We start from the raw sequence: 18,419 nt of genomic DNA, 5'->3' as shown, positions 1-18,419 counted from the left end.
TTTGTGTTCTGCCGCATATAGTGATAAGAGAAGACGACAACCCATGGTGAAAGAGGATGTTATATGGACGTCATTGTGGCGGGGACAGTTTTTGTTATAAGCTATATTTTTATTATGACCGAAAAAATAAACCGGGCCGTCGTAGCGCTGACAGGTGGTGTATTGCTGTTATTAACGGGGGTTTACAGTACTGCCGACATGTTTACGAATTATATTGACTGGCGTACGATTGCTTTACTGTTTTCGATGATGGTTCTCATTTCAATTACTGAGAAAACGGGTTTATTCTCATTTATTGCTATACGATTTGCGCAAATGGTGAAGGGATCACCTATACCATTGTTTATCGGTATCAGTATTCTGACGGCTGTTGGGTCGGCTTTATTGGACAATGTGACAACGGTTCTAATTTTAGTCCCCATTATTTTAAAAATTACAAAACAGCTATCTTTGCCAGCGTTTCCTTATTTACTGGTGACAATTTTTAGTTCAAATATCGGCGGTACGGCAACGCTTATCGGTGATCCGCCAAATATTATGATTGGACAAGCGGTTGAACAGTTAACATTTCTATCGTTTATCAGTCATCTGGCGCCGGTAGCTGGCATCATGCTGCTGATTATGCTGGGGCTGTTAGTGCCATTGTTCCGGCGCCATTTGCCTTCTAAAAGCAGCCATATCGAATCATTGATGGAAACGGACGCGTCGCTTTATCTTGTACGTACACCGATGCTCTATCAGTCGATAGCCGTTCTTTTGCTGACGTTAACAGGCTTTTTACTGCAGGTGTTTCTCCAAATTGACTTGACGGCAATCGCTTTGAGTGGTGCGGTCCTGCTGTTGCTTTTAACGGAAAAAGAGCTCGCTGCGGAACAGGTATTTTCCCAGGTTGAGTGGATCACTCTATTTTTCTTTATTGGTCTGTTTGCCCTGGTGGGCGGGCTGAAATCTGCCGGCATCATTGATGACTTAGCACAGGCTATTGTAGCTGCAACAGATGGTCATTTTGCTGCAACGGCCATTCTGATTCTATGGGTATCGGGTCTTTTTTCTGGGATAGTGGATAACATTCCCTTTGTGGCGGCTATGATTCCAGTCGTTGAACAACTCCAGGGGTATGGCATGAAAGATATCAATGCTATCTGGTGGTCACTTGCGTTAGGGGCCTGCTTAGGCGGAAATGCAACGCTTATTGGTGCCTCAGCTAATGTTGTTGTAGCGGGTCTGGCGGAAAGAGAAAACGCGAAATTGTCATTCATACGGTTTATGTTTTATGGGATTCCTTTTGTTATCTTATCACTTGCAGTCGCTACGGTATATATTTATATTCGCTATCTGTCTCCTTAATAGTTTGATGATGGACAAGGAGCTGAACGTGGACCAGACAAATCGATTCTCATAAAAAAACGACGCTGCATCTCGCAGCGTCGTTTTTTCGTTAGGCCCTGTGTCATCAGGAAACCCATTTTTGCAGTACCGGCAACTGTTTTAATTCGTCCTTTGTTAAAAACTTTAATGCAAATAGCAGCATAATATAGACGACTGATAAACTTAGGAGTATCAGAATAAAGGTGAACAGGTTTGGCACTTGAGAGGTCATCAGTCCTTTTAAAAATGTTCCGCTGAGCCATGTTAACGTAACAAGTGCTGTCATTTTAACAAGGTCACTGCCGGGTATCATAAATCCAATCTCCTTATAAAGGCTTGTCAAATGCAGCAATGTTACAAGTACAACACCGACACACATGGCTATGGCAGCACCATTTATGCCAAAGTTCGCGTTTGACGCGAGTAAAACCAGAATTGTCAGTTTTGCAACTGCCCCAATTAAACTGTTCCACATCGCTGGTCTTGCCAGGTCAAGTGCTTGTAACGCTGCCTGTAGCGGTGATTGAATATAGAGGAGAAGGAAGAAAGGTGCCATGAGTACTAAAAAATGACCGGCATCAGCTGATCCATACATATAGGTTAGGATGGGTTCGGCAAATAGGGTCAGTACAACAGTCGCAATTGCTCCGGAAGCAAATGAAATTCTGATGGCTTGATGAATCCGGTAATTGATCATTGATTTATTTTGCCGCGCATCTGCATCGGAAATGGACGGTACCAGTGTAATGGACAATGAATTTGTGATAAATGTTGGCAGAAATAACAGGGGCATAGCGTAACCTGTCAGCTCGCCGTATTGTTTCGTTGCCATGGAACTTGATATTCCCGCAATTGCAAGACTCTGTGCTACCAATATGGGCTCAAGAAAGTTCGTTATATTGCCGATAATCCGGCTTCCAGTGCTGGGCAGAGAAATAGAGAATAATTCTTTTAATGTCTTTTTCCCGGATTTAATGTACTTGAAAAACTGGTGACGCACGTGTATCACTTTTTTTGATTTAAATGTACCTGTTAAATAGAGCATGGAAGCAAATTCGCCGAGTATGACACTGAACATGGCTCCCGATGCTGCAAATTCGATGCCATAAGGTATCAGCAGTTTGACAAAAAGGGCGACGAAACTAATCCGAATAACTTGTTCGATTACCAGCGCTATGCTTTGCGGCTTCATATTTTGACGTCCCTGGAAATATCCTTTCAGCACTCCAGACACGGCAATGATCGGAATGATCGGACTTATAGCGATCAAAGGATAGACAGTTCGTCCATCAGTCAGCAGCGTATCAGCGATGAACGGAGCAGCACTAATCATGCCAAGCGTAAAGATGACGCTTGTTAAGCCAGTAATGAGAAGCGATATAACAAGTATTTGCTTTACTTTAACAAAGTTATTTTTAGCCTCTGCTTCCGACACCCGTTTGGAAATAGCTACCGGAAGACCCAGCTGTGTCAGTGTAATCACTAAAAACAGAGTCGGAAGAGCCATCATGTAAAGGCCAACACCTTCTTCTCCCATGACCCTGGCAATGACCAGACGGTTTATGAAACCAAGAAAACGTGTTATCATACCCGCTGTGATCAGGATTAACGTACCTTGCAAAAATGTTTGTTTGGCCAATGTAGCCGACCTACCTTCTCAAAAATTAAAATTTCAGCTACAATGATATATATGCAACGAAGCTGGCCAAGCATGACAAGCATCGCAAACAAGTTGATAAAGGTATGGAGGAATGTTTCTGGAAATGATTAAGAATGTGCATGAATGGCGACCGGAGATTGAACCAGCCCTGAAAAGTAAGGCGACTGAACTAAAATTAATGGGTTATCATAGAACGACAAGTGATAATGTTTGGAACTGCTTACTTGTGAAAGTTTGGAAAGATGATGCATCCAAACGCTTATATGAAGTCGTTCAGGATATTTTTCATCTGTCCTCCAATGTTTATATGAGTTACTTAACCGTTAGCGCTCAACAAACGAGTGATTTGGCAGCCTCGATCGCTGCATTGACTGAGGACAGTCAAATGGATTCTCATTAATGACCTGCATATCAGACGAAGCGTGACACAGTAGGGAGGAAAACGAACGATGAAAACAAGAGGCAGAATTGTTGCCTTTTTTCTGATCGTCCTGGTTTTGGCAGGAACGATTGGAACAACGGTAACAAGTGTTGCAAAAGACATAAACTTAGGTCTGGATTTGCAGGGCGGCTTTGAAGTACTGTATAAAGTTAAACCTGTGGACGAAGACCAGCAAACAGACAGAGATCTGCTTGAGTCTACTGTCAGGATCCTGAACGAGCGTGTTAACCGGTTAGGGATCAGTGAAGCGAATATTAACATAGAAGGCGACAACCGGATTCGGGTACAGCTTGCCGGTGTTGATAATCCGGAAGAGGCCCGTAATTTATTGTCAACGTCTGCAAGGCTGAGCTTCAGAAATGTGGAAGATGAGAAGCTGATGGATGGCAATGATGTTGTTGAAGGCGCGGCCAGCCAGGACTTCTCTCAGAAGACCAATGAACCGATCGTTACGCTGAAGTTAAAAGATGCTGATGAATTCCGGAACATCACCAGCAATCTGTCAGATAAATTTGAACGGGGCGTTCCTTTTCCGGACCGTGAGGATTTATTAGTTATTTGGATGGACTATCAGGACGATGATTCATTCGCTAAAGAGGTTCAGAAAGACGATCCGAAGTATGTATCCGCAGCTGGCGTCACAAAAACATTGAATACGACAGATGTTATGATTCAAGGCAATTTTACCGTTGATTCTGCACAAAGGCTGGCGGATGTTATCAATGCGGGTTCGCTCCCCGTTAATATGACTGAACTTTATTCCAATACCGTAGGAGCTCATTTTGGTGAACAAGCTCTTGATAAAACGGTGTTTGCAGGGATTATTGGTATGGGTCTGGTGTTCTTGTTCATCATGGCTGTATACCGCTTTCCGGGCATTATTGCATCGATTAACCTGGGTGTTTACATATACCTGGTATTATTAATCTTTGATTTGATGAATGGTGTTCTCACATTGCAGGGAATTGCCGCATTAATACTTGGTGTTGGTATGGCAGTGGACGCGAATGTCATCACCTTTGAACGCATTAAAGAAGAATTGAGGTCAGGAAAATCACTGCAGGCGGCATTCAGAGCCGGTTCGAAAAGCTCCCTGCGTGCTATCGTTGACGCCAATATTACGACGCTGCTTGCAGCCGCTGTGTTATTTATATTTGGCACCAGCTCAGTCAAAGGGTTTGCGACTATGTTGATTCTGAGTATTGTTGTCAGTTTTATAACATCTGTTTATGGCACAAGATTATTGATGAAACTCTGGATTAAAGCCAAATTCCTGAGAAATCGCCCAGCTTGGTTTGGTGTTAAGCAGCAGGATATTCAGGATATCTCTGATACCAGTGAGCGGGAGCCGAAAGTTCTGAACCGTAAACTGGACATTGTTCGCCACCGGAAGAAGTTTCTGCTGGCTTCGGTTATCATGGTAGCACTTGGTGCCGTTTCACTGGGGCTGTTCCAGCTGAACCCGGGTATTGATTTCACCAGCGGTTCAAGAGTTCAGCTGGAGACAGACCACAGTATAACAACTGATAAAATCGAACAGGGATTGGACGAGCTTGGTCTTGAAGCCCAATCGATTGTTCTGACAGGTGATGATAATGGGGCCGCTATCCGTTATGACCGGGTCCTTAATAAAGATCAGATTGCGGACGTGCAGGACTATTTCAAAGAGAACATGGATGCCAAAACAAGTGTCAGCGTTGTATCATCGATTGTCGGCGAGGAACTTGTGAAAAACGCGCTTTATGCAGTCGGGATAGCATCGCTTGGAATGGTTATCTATGTGGCTCTCAGATTTGAGTTATTCTTTGCTGTCACATCAATTATTGCGCTGCTTCACGATGCGTTTTTCATTCTGGTGATTTTCAGTCTGACGAGGATGGAATTTGACGTGACCATTGTCGCCGCGATATTGACAATCATTGGTTATTCCATTAATGATACGATTGTGACGTTTGACCGAATACGTGAAAATCTGCGGGCCAAAAAACAGATCAAATCGTTTAAAGAACTCGCTAAAGTTGTCAATCGCAGTCTGGTGCAAACGATGACACGCAGTATTAACACCACTGTTACGACATTGCTTGCTGTTCTGGCGTTTTTGATCCTTGGTGCACAGTCCATAACAGGCTTTGCTGTGGCTCTTGGAGTCGGGCTGCTGGCAGGGACCTACTCCTCGCTATTTCTGGCATCTCTGCTGTGGCTTGTATGGCGCGGCAGAAATGTTAAAGAAAAACCAGTTGTCTTTGAGAAAAAGAAACAGACAGAAGGACCGCAAGTATAAACAACCACCCCCTGATGCTTTGATTGGCATCAGGGGGTTTTTAGGTTAAATTTAACGGATGAATACCGGCTTGGAATAAACCCGCGATTGCCCCCAAAGCTGATCTCTTGTATACTGATGGGCGTCAGAGGTGAGCTTATGTTAGAAAGCAAAATGAAATGGAACTTTGCCGATGAATATCACGATACAGCACAGTGGGAATCCCGTCGTTTCTCACCGTTTATGAAAGAAATGCTTATAAAGCTGGGCATTACATCAGATGAAGAGGCTGCTAGGTTTTTGTCGCCAGAATTGGCTCATATTAATTCTGTGCAGTTGTTGTCGATGATCGATGAAGCGGCAGAACGTGTCTATCAAAGTATAAATACAGGTGAAAAGATTCTTGTATACGGGGATTACGATGCTGATGGCGTAACGTCCACAGCGATCATGATTCAAACGCTGAAGGAACTGGGAGCGAATTGTGATTATTATATTCCTAATCGATTCACAGAAGGCTATGGTCCGAATGAAGAAGCATTTAAAGCAGCGTCTGCGAATGGCTGTCGGCTAATCATAACTGTGGATACCGGGATTGCGGCTGTTCACGAAGCTGAGGTTGCCAAACAGCTGGGCATTGATTTGATCATCACCGACCATCACGAGCCGCAGGAAGTGCTGCCGGATGCTTATGCGACGATCCATCCAAACTGTTCACCGTCTTATCCATTTAAAGATCTGGCGGGAGCAGGCGTCGCGGTCAAGTTTGCGGAGAGACTGCTCGGGTACTTTCCTGAACAATTTCTCGACTGGCTTGCGATTGGGACAATTGCTGATATGGTTCCATTAAGAGGTGAGAACCGGGTTTTTGCCTCACTTGGTTTAAAAGCTTTGTCCGCTGCGACGAAACCAGGTTTAATCGCTCTTAAGAAAGTGTCTGGTATTGAAGGAAGTGTTGATGAAGAGGACATAGGCTTTTCACTTGGGCCCAGAATTAATGCTGTCGGCCGTTTGCAGGATGCCAATTTAGCTGTTCAGCTGCTGTTGAGCGATAATCAGGAGGAAGCCAGTCAGATGGCTGAGACCGTCCAGTCGATTAATCAAAAACGGCAGGAAATCGTTAATACTATTGTTAAAGAAGCAGAGGACATGATAGCGCCAGTCGGTGATCAAGGTGTTATTGTGGCAGCCAAAGAAGGTTGGAATCAGGGTGTGCTGGGCATTGTAGCTGCCAATCTGGTCCGGAAATACGACAGGCCGGCCATTGTGATGTCCATATTCCCGGAAGAAGGCACTATGAAAGGATCCGCTAGAAGTATTCCAGCTTTTGATTTATTCAGCAATTGTATGCGAGTAAAAGAGCTTTTCACCCATTTTGGCGGCCATGCCCAGGCAGCTGGGATGACGATGCCTTTGGACAACTTTGACACCCTTAAATCAGAATTGCATCATTTGATTTATGAGCAGCTGGATTCAGCAGATTTTACACAGGAGATAGCTGTTACAAAGTCGATTGCTCTGCCGGAAGCTAATCAGGAATTGGTTGAGGAAATGGCCCAGCTGGCACCATTTGGGATGGCGAATCCCAAGCCAGTTTTTCATATAAAAGAACTGCCGGCTGCTGCTAAGCAGGTCGGTCAGCGTAAAAATCATTTGAAACTGCAATTTCATAACCAGCAAAAGACACTTGATGCTATTGGTTTTGGATTAGGCGATTTATACGATTATATGACACCGCAAACGCAGGTATCGGTGGTCGGAGAACTCGGCATTAATGAATGGAATGGCTTTCGCAAAGTTCAGATTATCATGCAGGATATGAAAATTGATGAATGGCAATTGTTTGACCACCGGGGACAAAGAAACGTTGATATGACACGTTTCGTAAATCCTCAAAGGAAGCAGATAGCTGTTTACAGATCATTGCCGGATGAAGATCAGCTGCCGGATCATGTTACGCGGATGACATATGATGCGGCCATAGACAGCCTGGTGGGTGGCGATACACTATTTTTGTTTGATTTGCCAACTGACTTGCGAACATTGCACATGATGCTGCAAAAGCTGCAGCCTGAGAATATTCATGTCTGTTTCCAAGTGACGAACAGTGCATTTATGAATGTTTTCCCGTCAAAAGAGGACTTTAAATGGCTCTATAAGCATCTGCTGCAACGAAAGCAATTGGATATGCGTCATGATTTTCCTATGATCATGGACGCTAAAGGATGGACAAAGGATCATTTGCAGTTTATGGCAGATGTGTTTTTTGACCTCGGTTTTGTTAAAATGACGGATGGCACGATTGAGTTAAATATGGAGCCTGTTAAACGGGATTTAACAGAATCGGCGATTTACCAGGAACGACTGGAACAGGCCAAAATTGAGAAAACGTTATACTACTCAACTTATGATGAATTGCAATCGTGGCTAATAGCATGTATGAAAGACGTACAAGCGTCTGGGGAGGAAATGGCTTATGGACTATAAAAATTATGTCGAAATTGTGGAAGATTGGCCTAAAGACGGCGTTCAATTTAAAGATATCACACCTTTGATGAATAACGGGAAAGCTTTTAAATCAGCTACAGATGAAATTGTCACCTTTGCTCGTGAAAAAGAAATTGATCTTGTTGTGGGACCTGAAGCGCGCGGATTTATTATTGGCTGTCCTGTTTCTTATGCAATGGAAGTTGGCTTTGCCCCTGTCAGGAAAGAAGGGAAATTGCCGCGTGATGTGATAAAAGTCGATTACGGACTTGAATACGGTCAGAATGTCCTGACGATTCATCAGGATGCTATTCAGCCTGGCCAGCGTGTTCTTATCACAGATGACCTTCTGGCAACGGGCGGTACGATTGAAGCAACGATTAAATTAGTCGAGCAGCTGGGGGGTATTGTCGTCGGCTGTGCCTTTCTGGTTGAACTGTCCTATTTAAATGGTTCAGCTAAATTGGATGGCTATGATGTATTGACATTAATCCATTACTAGCGGCTGCCTAAGGTGTGTTTGTTTTAACGCATTAAGCTGACTCGAAGCGTGCGAAAACAGACATAATAAACGTTTTTTCTTTACATTTCAGCAAATTTTTTCAATACTGTAAGAACAGACATTGAAGTCCTTCGTATCGATATGTGAACGGTACAAGAGATTTAGCACTGGGCTGAACAATCAGAAAGTACAGTGAAAGTGAAATCAGGTGATGTTAATGGCTAAGGAAACGACGCTGACAAGTGACGACGTGATTAATGAAGCCCGCCGTTATTTGACGGAAGAGGATGCAGATTACCTGCGCCGTGTTTATACGTTTGCGGAGAATGCCCATAAGGATCAGTTCCGGAAATCAGGTGAAGCTTATATTATTCATCCGATTCAGGTTGCCGGGATTCTGGTTGAACTTGAGCTGGACCCGGTGACCATTGCAGGCGGTTTTTTGCATGACGTTGTGGAGGATACACCGGTGACATTGAATGAATTGGAAGATTCATTCGGTCATGAACTGGCCATGCTGGTTGATGGTGTGACGAAGCTCGGCAAAATCAAATATAAATCAAAAGAAGCTATCCAGGCGGAAAATCACCGCAAAATGTTTGTGGCGATGGCAAAAGACATCCGGGTCATCCTGATTAAACTTGCTGATCGGCTGCACAACATGCGGACACTGAAGTATTTGCGGCCTGAAAAACAGCGCAGTATATCCAATGAAACGCTTGAAATATTCGCCCCTTTAGCTCACCGGCTGGGAATATCAACAATCAAATGGGAACTTGAAGATACCGCATTGCGTTACCTGAACCCGCAGCAATATTACCGGATTGTTCAGCTTATGAAACAAAAACGCAATGAACGGGAATCCTATATTGATGATGTGATGAATGAATTGAATGATCAATTAAATGATTTCAGCATCGAGGCTGATGTTTCCGGCAGACCCAAACATTTGTACAGTATTTATCGGAAAATGGTTAAGCAAAGCAAACAATTCAATGAGATTTATGATTTACTGGCCATTCGGATTATTGTTAACAGTGTAAAAGATTGCTACGCCGTACTTGGCATTATTCATACACGTTGGAAACCGATGCCGGGCAGATTCAAAGATTATATTGCTATGCCGAAACTGAATCTCTATCAGTCATTGCATACAACGGTTATTGGTCCACAAGGTGACCCGCTTGAAGTACAGATACGGACCCAAGAAATGCATGAAATTGCTGAATATGGGATAGCTGCACACTGGGCTTATAAGGAAGGAAAACAGCTGTCGAAGGGAAGTCAGTCATTTGAGGATAGATTGACCTGGTTTCGGGAAATTCTTGATTGGCAAAGTGAAACCCATGATGCCGAAGAATTTATGGAAACATTAAAAATTGATTTGTTTTCGGATATGGTGTATGTTTTTACACCCAAAGGGGACGTTATTGAATTGCCCTCTGGCTCAGTGCCGCTTGATTTTGCCTACAAAATTCATACGGAAGTCGGCAACAAGACGGTTGGCGCTAAAGTGAACGGTAAAATGGAACCGCTGGATTATCAGCTGAGGAATGGTGATATTGTTGATGTTATGACCTCTCAGCATTCCTACGGTCCATCACAGGATTGGCTGGCGATCACCCAGACATCTCAGGCGAAAACCAAAATTAAACAGTTTTTTAAAAAACAGCGACGTGATGAAAATATCAGCAAAGGAAAAGAGGCGGTTGATAAAGAAATCCGCGCTCTTGGCATCGAGCCAAAACAGGTTCTGACTCAGGACAATTTAAAACGTGTATATGAAAAATATAGTTTTTCAACTGAGAACGACATGTATGCTGCAGTTGGTTATCAGGGTATTACCGCCGCCTTAATTGCGAATCGTTTAACAGATAAGGTACGCCAGGCTAAACAGAAAAAACAGCACCTGGAAGAATCCATCGAAGACATTAAACCAGATAAATTAACGCAAGAAGTGCAAAAAGGGGATTCAGGTGTCAAAGTAGAAGGTGTCGACAACTTACTGATTCGGTTAGCCAAATGCTGTAACCCGGTGCCCGGTGATCCAATTACTGGCTATATTACCAAAGGACGGGGCGTATCTGTTCATCGTACGGATTGCCCTAATGTCCAGTCAGATGAGGATGATCAGCGGCGACTGCATGTTGAGTGGGAAACTAATCAGTCAAATAAGAAACAGTATCATGTTGATCTGGAAATTTCCGGGTATGACCGTCGCGGCCTGGTGAATGAAGTGCTACAGGCAGTCAACGAAACCAAAACAAATATTACTTACGTTAATGGCCGCTCAGACCGGAAGCGAATGGCTGTGATTCATATCACCATTCTGATTCATGATAAAAGTCATTTGAAACGGGTTGTGAAGCGAATTAAACAGATAAAAGATATTTATACTGTGACACGGATTATTCAATAAACCATTAGAGAATAAGGGGTTGAAGCATGAAGGCAGTTATTCAGCGGGCGAGAGATGCGAGCGTAACAGTAAATGAATCAGTTGTTGGGGCAATCAACCACGGTCTGGTTGTTCTGCTTGGTGTTACGCATGAGGATACAGAAACAGATGCGGATTATCTTGTCAATAAGCTTGTCAATCTACGGATTTTCTCAGACGAAGATGGTAAAATGAACCATTCTTTAAAGGATATATCTTACGACGTATTGTCAATATCTCAATTCACACTGTATGCGGATACGCGTAAAGGAAGGCGCCCTAATTATTTGCAAGCTGCAAAACCTGAACAAGCAAGGGCTCTTTATGACTATTTTAATGAACAAATCAAAGCGCATCATGTTGATGTGAAGACAGGTGAATTTGGTGAAGAAATGCAGATTCAGCTCACGAATGACGGACCTGTAACGATTATATTGGACAGTGCTGAAACAAAGTAACGACATTAGGGAACGATAGATACGCTGTGTCTTGTCAGTGACATCATAAATTCTGATTGCATCAGATTCCTGCCACCGATGATTAAAAGTGACTGAATCGGTAAGACTAACGGTAACAAGGGAGGAATCTGCTATGCGTTTTCAGGACAAGCAATCGCGCTCAAACGTTAGTAATGATATTTACGGGGTTGACTTTCATCGGTTCATGGAAATTGAAGACAGCTTTCAGCATATGGAGATATCAGAAGAATTAGGCATCTCACTGGGTGCGGTGCAAAGACTGAGGAAAAAAGTAACTCGTACTTGACAACGGGGATGTGACATCTTAATATAGTAATCATTCAAGAGCGCTAATAGTAAAGCCAACGAAGGAAAGAGTAGTCAGATTCCTTATGCCAAGAGAGAAGATGTCAGAGGCTGAGAACATTTTTGCATAAGTCCTGATGAACGACATTCCTTGGGCTCTGTATCGAACAGGAGCAGCTGCAGCAAAAGCATTATCGGAAGCGCTCCGACAATGTCAGCTGTTTTCGAAGTAGTTGCAGACGTGTGCAGGCGTTAACTGCTGTGAGCGGATGTTAGAGACATCAACCAGGGTGGCAACGCGGGTAAGCTCCCGTCCCTTATTTATAAGGGGAGGGGGCTTTTTATATGTTGTAGACGGCAGGGGCAAAACCGCCCGGGTTAAAAACTGTGTAACAATCACAATCGAGTTGGAGGTATGGACAATGAGCATGAAGGCTCCACGGGGAACGTTTGATATTTTACCCGAAGAGGCTGCCAAATGGCAGTTTATTGAAAATACAATCAAAGATATTTGCCGCAGATATCATTTTGATGAAATAAGAACACCATTGTTTGAGCATACAGAGGTGTTTCAGCGAGGCGTCGGTGATTCAACTGACATTGTTCAGAAGGAAATGTATACATTCGAAGACCGCGGCGGCCGCAGTCTGACACTGCGCCCCGAAGGAACGGCATCGGTTGTCCGCTCGTTTATCGAGCATAAAATGCATGGTTATCCGACTCAGCCGGTTAAATTATATTATTTTGCCGAAATGTTCCGGTATGAGCGGCCGCAAAAAGGGCGGATGCGGCAAATGAACCAATTCGGGGTCGAGGCAATGGGCAGTGCTGATCCGGCAATTGATGCAGAAATTATCGACCTGGCGATGTCAGTATATAAGGAACTTGGCCTTTCATCTCTGAAACTCGTCATTAACTCACTCGGTGATCAAGAAAGCCGGGTAAATCACCGGGAGGCACTTGTGAATCATTTTACGCCTTATAAAGATGAATTATGCAGTGATTGCCAAACACGTTTAACGCAAAATCCGCTGCGTATTTTGGATTGTAAGACAGATCAGGACCATCCTGCTATGAAGACAGCACCTTCCGTTCTCGATTACTTGAATGACGCTTCGACCATGTATTTTGAAAAAGTTAAGAACTATCTCACCGCAATGGGAATTGACTATGAAGTTGATCCTACGCTTGTCCGGGGCCTTGACTATTATAACCATACTGCTTTTGAAATTATGAGCGAGGCAGAAGGATTCGGAGCGATCACTACCCTGGCCGGCGGCGGCAGATATAATGGATTGGTCGAAGAATTGGGCGGACCGAGTACGCCAGGCATCGGGTTCGGCATGGGACTGGAACGTCTGCTGATGGCGCTGGAAGCTGAAAACATCACCATACCGACTGATGAGGAGCTGGATTGTTTTCTGGTGACGGTTGGTGATGAGGCGGATGAGGCCTCAGTCCAAATTGCCCATGAATTGCGCCGTAAAGGCATTCAGGTTGACAGAGACTACCAGGACCGCAAAATGAAAGCACAGTTCAAAGCAGCAGATCGATACCAAGCCAAATTTGTGCTTGTATTAGGTGAGAGTGAAATTGAGCAGCAAGTGATTAATGTGAAAGATATGCGTACAGGCGAGCAACAAGAAGTGCCTTTAGCACAACTCGCAAACTACTTGCAAGGCAAGCTGTCAGGAGGAAATGTTGATGAGTGAACGAACATTAGCAGGTACATTGGAAGTTAAAGATGTTGAACAGACAATCTCATTAAAAGGCTGGGTACAAACGCGCCGTGATTTGGGCGGCCTTATCTTTATTGATTTGCGTGACAAATCCGGTATCGTCCAAATTGTGTTTAACCCGGATCATTCCCAGGAAGCTCTGAAAACCGCTGAGGAAGTCAGATCGGAATATGTTTTGGAAGTGAAAGGTAAAGTCGTTGAGCGTGATCCAAGTACAGTAAATCCGGCTATCGGAACAGGACGCGTTGAAGTTTTGGCGTCAGAAGCCAGCGTTTTAAATAAGGCTAAAACACCTCCGTTTCTGATTGAAGACGAAACAGAGGTCAGTGAAGACTTGCGCTTGAAATATCGCTATATTGATCTGCGTCGTTCATCACTGCAGGAAACGTTTAAAATGCGTCACCGTATAACCCAGGCTGTCCGGAACTTTTTGAATGATGACGGGTTTATTGAAATGGAAACACCAATTCTTACAAAAAGCACGCCAGAGGGTGCCCGGGATTATCTGGTGCCGAGCCGTGTCCATCAAGGTGAATTTTATGCACTTCCGCAATCACCGCAGTTGTTTAAACAACTGATCATGATGAGCGGCTTTGAAAAATATTATCAAATCGCTCGCTGCTTCCGTGATGAGGACTTGCGGGCTGATCGGCAGCCGGAGTTCACACAGATTGATATTGAAACCTCGTTTATGACAAGTGATGAGATCATGGATATGACTGAAAAGATGATGAAGCACGTCTTAAAAGAAGCAACAGGTGTGGATATGCCGCTGCCATTGCAAAAAATGCCTTATCGTGAGGCAATGGAACGATTCGGTTCAGATAAGCCAGATACGCGATTCGGTCTGGAACTAATTCATGTGTCGGATATTTTAGCTCAATCATCATTTAAGGTATTTAAAGGTGCATTGGATACTGGCGGGAAGGTCAGTTTGTTAAATGTTAAGGGTCAGGCAGCCCGTTATTCCCGCAAGGATATTGATCAATTAACCGAATTTGTTAAAGTCTATGGTGCCAAAGGTTTGCCTTGGCTAAAAATTGAGGACGGACAAGTTACTGGTCCGATTGCTAAGTTTTTGACAGACGAGGAGGCAAATAGCCTGATTGACCGAGCCGAAGCTGAAGAAGGCGATTTGCTGCTTTTTGGCGCTGACAAAGCATCAGTTGTTTATGACAGTTTAGGTGCTCTGCGGCTTAAGCTGGGTAAAGAATTGGAGCTGATTGATGAGAATCGCTTCAATTTCCTCTGGGTTACTGACTGGCCGCTATTGGAGTATGACGAAGATGAGGAGCGCTATGATGCCGCTCACCATCCGTTCACGAAACCATTTGAAGAAGATATGGATAAGCTGGATACTGATCCGGGAAGTGTCCGGGCCAATGCATATGATCTTGTGCTGAATGGCTATGAATTGGGGGGCGGCTCGTTACGTAACTATAAACGGGACCAGCAGGATAAACTTTTTGATGTTTTAGGATTCAGTCCGGAAGAAGCAGAGGAGCAATTTGGATTTTTGCTTGAGGCACTTGAGTACGGAACACCGCCACATGGTGGCGTTGCGCTTGGCCTCGACAGGATTGTTATGCTGCTGGCAGGCAGATCAAACCTGCGGGATACCATTCTGTTCCCTAAGACCGCCTCAGCCTCTGATTTGCTGACAGATGCGCCAAGTCAAGTAGCTGATAAACAATTGGATGAACTGTCAATTAGAACCAAATATGAGTGATGGTGTCGTGATTAACGACTTGTAATAGTTACCATTTTACTTATTGGGTGATTCAATATTGATCATCCATGACCGTTATGTTAATATGAATTTACAGTTAATCAGCTGAACGTTCAATCCTGATGTGTGCGTCTGTTACATTCATTTTGACCGAACATCTATATACAAGGGAGCCCACATAGGTTTTCATATTGCGTGCACGCCCCGATACGGGGAAGCACAATAGATATGGAACAGGGCACCCACCTGCCTGAAGCGGGTTCAAAACTGGACAACAGACGGCACAATTGGGATTGATAGATACATATGTCCCAAAGAGGAATCGGCAGACTGCCGGTTCCTTTTATATTTAAAAACGGAAAGGCCATCTCTATTGGTGTGATGAGCTGTCGGCGACTTGTTCAAGATTTCCGTTCTTATCCATCCGGAATGCCGGTGCTTCAGAACTGTCCTGCTGCTTATCAAAAACAGTCATTTTGCGGGCCTTGTCCATAATCTGCATAAACACTTGATAGTCTTCCTGAACAGCTTTAAGCTTTTGGGATGTTTGTGTTAACTGGCTTTCCAGATCACGCACCTGGTAACGAAGCTGCTCATTTTCCTGTTCCATTTGCTCCAATGACTTTTGAGCCTGGCTGGAAGCATGATAGTCCTCGTTAAACTGCTGCAAGTATTGAATAACGCTTTTAAGCGTCAGGGTCTCTTGAGCCGTTTCCATTTCTGTAGTAACTGGAACTGGCTGGGGCAGATTCCTGTCACTTTCTGCTGAGTCTGCCGCGGATAAAACCGGCTGTCTTTCTTGAGAAGCAGCGGCCCGCTTTTTCTCTTTTCGCTGCCGTTTGGCAAGTTCGATAGCATCATGGTATTTATTGCGTACTTCAGCATTCCAGCGAAAGCCGCAAGCGGCAGAAGTCCGGTTTAACTGATCGCCTACTTCTTCAAAGGCATTTAATTGTGTGCTGCCTTCCCGGATATGCCGCAATACGGTTTCCGCCAGTAATAAATCATCTTCGTGGGACCATGCATCCTGTCTAACTTTTGTCATTATAGTCAACTCCTTTTTCAATTACGATCAAAAGCAATATTTCTAGCGAATTGTTAGCTGTATTGTTTAGTTTGACCGTATGAAAAAGGAATTATACCTCTAGAATCTAGTATTATTTTTTTCAGATTGAATATTTTCATGAATCCTTTTTAACTGCTGTTCAAATTTACTGCTGGCTTTTGGCTTGTAATATGTTTTGTCTTTAATCGTATCCGGCAGATATTGCTGGTTCACCCAGCTGCCTTCATAATTGTGAGGATACTGATACGCGAGTCCCCGCCCCATTGCTTGAGCTCCCTGATAATGGCTGTCTTTCAGGTGGGCTGGGACGTCACCGCTTTTGCCGCTGCGAATATCGCTCAGAGCTTCGTCAAGCGCTTTGTAAGCCGTATTGGACTTAGGTGAGAGAGCCAGTTCGACAACAGCTGATGCCAGCGGTATGCGCGCCTCTGGAAATCCAACACGCTCCGCGGCCTGAACAGCTGTAACGGCACGCGGTCCGGCTTGCGGATTAGCAAGGCCAATATCCTCGTAAGCACAGACCACCATGCGGCGCGCGATGCTGTCGAGATCACCAGCTTCAATCAGGCGCCCCAGATAATGTAAGGCGGCATTGGCATCGCTTCCCCGTATGGATTTTTGGAAAGCGGATAAAACATCATAATGCGCGTCGCCATCTTTATCATGTGTGAAACTTTTTTTCTGCATGCATTCTTCAGCAGCTTCAAGTGTCAAAACAATGTTACCTTTCGCGTCTTTAGGGGTTGATGAGACGGCAAGTTCAAGACCATTCAAAGCTGCACGCATATCCCCGTTGGCAGCAAATGCCAAATGCTCAAGCGCTTCATCCGTTAACACGACTGGTTCAGACCCAAGGCCGTTTGTATCGTCATCAATGGCCCGGCTGACAGCTGTTTTCATATTGGCTACCGTTAATGGGTGCAGCTCGAATAAATGGCAGCGGCTGCGTATGGCCGGGTTAATAGAATGATAAGGGTTGCTCGTTGTACAGCCGATCAGTGTCAAGAGATTGCTTTCAATATGCGGGAGCAAAAAGTCCTGTTTTGATTTATCCAAACGGTGCACTTCATCGAGCACCAGGACAACCTGGCCGCTCATTTTGGCTTCTTCAACGACAATTTCCATGTCCTTTTTCTTATCAACCACAGCATTCAGCATTTTTACTTGGATATTCAGGCTCCTGGCCAGAGCGTAAGCAAGAGAGGTTTTGCCAGTGCCGGGTGGCCCAAAAAGGATCATGGGCGCCAGACGGCTGGCCTGGACCATGCGGTTTAAGATTTTCCCTTGGCTAACCAGGTGCTCCTGTCCGATAATATCGTTTATATGGTCGGGCCGCATACGATAAGCGAGTGGTTTTTGGTTCATTTTGATCGTCCTTTATAAAAATGATATGAGCTGTCTATGTAAAAGCGTAAAGCGGATTATGCTAAAATGCAAGAAACAGGTGATTCATGCTATAATGGTTATTTAGAGAGCAACAATGACTAACAGATTTAGCGATGTCGCGGGGTGTTTTAAAATGAAGATTTCCACAAAAGGACGCTACGGCTTAACCATTATGCTTGAACTGGCACGAAACCATGGCAATGGCCCAATTTCGTTAAAGACCATTGCACGGGAGAAGGGACTGTCCGAACATTATCTGGAACAGCTGGCATCCCCTTTAAAAAACGCTGGACTGGTGAAAAGTGTTCGTGGCGCGTATGGTGGTTATGTGCTGGCACAGGATCCGCGCGACATAAAAACCGGTGATATCATTCGCGTGCTGGAAGGGCCAATCACGCCTGTTGAAGGAATGGAGGACGAAGAGCCAGCGAAACAGGCTTTATGGATACGCATTCGTGATGCTGTTAAAGATGTGCTGGATACCACGACTTTGGAAGATTTGCGTCGGCACGAAAACGATCAGCATCAGAATACGTACATGTTTTACATTTAAATTATTTTAAGATAGAAAGGGCATTA

14 protein-coding genes, 1 other RNA gene and 1 other annotated feature are annotated in these 18,419 nt (G+C 44.3%); of the genes, 12 read left to right on the top strand and 3 right to left on the bottom strand.

Annotated features, from left to right (window positions below):
* Window positions 1-63 precede the first annotated feature (63 nt).
* On the top strand, window positions 64-1,347 hold the full coding sequence (locus ACZ444_RS09365) for an ArsB/NhaD family transporter (protein WP_382360735.1): 1,284 nt from the start codon (window positions 64-66) through the stop codon (window positions 1,345-1,347).
* A gap of 106 nt (window positions 1,348-1,453) precedes the next feature.
* Here the strand turns inward: ACZ444_RS09365 and spoVB are convergent, their stop codons facing one another.
* Complete coding sequence (spoVB, locus tag ACZ444_RS09360; protein ID WP_382360738.1) at window positions 1,454-3,007, bottom strand: stage V sporulation protein B; 1,554 nt, start codon at window positions 3,005-3,007, stop codon at window positions 1,454-1,456.
* Window positions 3,008-3,119: 112 nt separating this feature from the next.
* On the opposite strand from spoVB, the gene ACZ444_RS09355 reads away from it, so the two are divergent.
* The 10 genes from ACZ444_RS09355 (at window position 3,120) to ssrS (ending at window position 15,686) form a co-directional block, all read left to right on the top strand.
* On the top strand, window positions 3,120-3,428 hold the full coding sequence (locus ACZ444_RS09355) for a post-transcriptional regulator (RefSeq protein WP_382360741.1): 309 nt from the start codon (window positions 3,120-3,122) through the stop codon (window positions 3,426-3,428).
* Window positions 3,429-3,477: 49 nt separating this feature from the next.
* Window positions 3,478-5,751, top strand: coding sequence for a protein translocase subunit SecDF (gene secDF, locus ACZ444_RS09350; RefSeq protein ID WP_382360744.1), 2,274 nt, complete (start codon window positions 3,478-3,480; stop codon window positions 5,749-5,751).
* A gap of 138 nt (window positions 5,752-5,889) precedes the next feature.
* Entirely contained in the window at window positions 5,890-8,217 is a 2,328-nt protein-coding gene (recJ, locus tag ACZ444_RS09345) for a single-stranded-DNA-specific exonuclease RecJ (RefSeq protein WP_382360747.1), read from the top strand.
* A complete protein-coding gene (locus tag ACZ444_RS09340; protein WP_382360750.1) occupies window positions 8,207-8,719 on the top strand; it encodes an adenine phosphoribosyltransferase in 513 nt (170 codons plus the stop codon). The genes recJ and ACZ444_RS09340 overlap by 11 nt, the downstream gene beginning before the upstream one ends.
* A gap of 217 nt (window positions 8,720-8,936) precedes the next feature.
* Window positions 8,937-11,138, top strand: a complete 2,202-nt coding sequence (locus tag ACZ444_RS09335) for a RelA/SpoT family protein (RefSeq protein WP_382360753.1) — start codon at window positions 8,937-8,939, stop codon at window positions 11,136-11,138.
* 26 nt (window positions 11,139-11,164) lie between these two features.
* Window positions 11,165-11,614: a D-aminoacyl-tRNA deacylase gene (gene dtd, locus ACZ444_RS09330; protein ID WP_382360756.1), complete on the top strand. Its 450-nt coding sequence runs from the start codon at window positions 11,165-11,167 to the stop codon at window positions 11,612-11,614.
* A 133-nt stretch (window positions 11,615-11,747) separates the two neighbouring features.
* Window positions 11,748-11,921: a hypothetical protein gene (locus tag ACZ444_RS09325; protein ID WP_382360759.1), complete on the top strand. Its 174-nt coding sequence runs from the start codon at window positions 11,748-11,750 to the stop codon at window positions 11,919-11,921.
* A gap of 49 nt (window positions 11,922-11,970) precedes the next feature.
* Window positions 11,971-12,241 (top strand) — a binding site (T-box leader).
* 101 nt (window positions 12,242-12,342) lie between these two features.
* Complete coding sequence (gene hisS / locus ACZ444_RS09320; RefSeq protein WP_382360762.1) at window positions 12,343-13,632, top strand: histidine--tRNA ligase; 1,290 nt, start codon at window positions 12,343-12,345, stop codon at window positions 13,630-13,632.
* Window positions 13,625-15,388 carry an aspartate--tRNA ligase gene (gene aspS / locus ACZ444_RS09315; protein WP_382360765.1) on the top strand — a complete coding sequence of 588 codons (1,764 nt, stop codon included), beginning with the start codon at window positions 13,625-13,627 and terminating at the stop codon, window positions 15,386-15,388. The genes hisS and aspS overlap by 8 nt, the downstream gene beginning before the upstream one ends.
* Window positions 15,389-15,501: 113 nt before the next feature.
* Window positions 15,502-15,686, top strand: a non-coding RNA gene (gene ssrS, locus ACZ444_RS09310) — 6S RNA.
* 72 nt (window positions 15,687-15,758) lie between these two features.
* On the opposite strand, the gene ACZ444_RS09305 is transcribed toward ssrS, so the two are convergent.
* Window positions 15,759-16,433 (bottom strand): RsfA family transcriptional regulator, encoded by a 675-nt coding sequence (locus ACZ444_RS09305; RefSeq protein WP_382360768.1) that lies wholly within the window; start codon window positions 16,431-16,433, stop codon window positions 15,759-15,761.
* A gap of 99 nt (window positions 16,434-16,532) precedes the next feature.
* Window positions 16,533-17,819, bottom strand: coding sequence for a replication-associated recombination protein A (locus ACZ444_RS09300; protein ID WP_382360771.1), 1,287 nt, complete (start codon window positions 17,817-17,819; stop codon window positions 16,533-16,535).
* A 154-nt stretch (window positions 17,820-17,973) separates the two neighbouring features.
* Between ACZ444_RS09300 and cymR the strand changes: the two genes are divergently transcribed.
* The gene (cymR, locus tag ACZ444_RS09295; RefSeq protein ID WP_382360774.1) at window positions 17,974-18,393 is read left to right on the top strand and encodes a cysteine metabolism transcriptional regulator CymR; all 420 of its coding nucleotides are present in this window, start codon (window positions 17,974-17,976) and stop codon (window positions 18,391-18,393) included.
* Window positions 18,394-18,419: the final 26 nt, after the last annotated feature.

Source organism: Lentibacillus kimchii (assembly GCF_055381965.1).
This window is presented reverse-complemented; position numbering and strand designations above follow the sequence as displayed.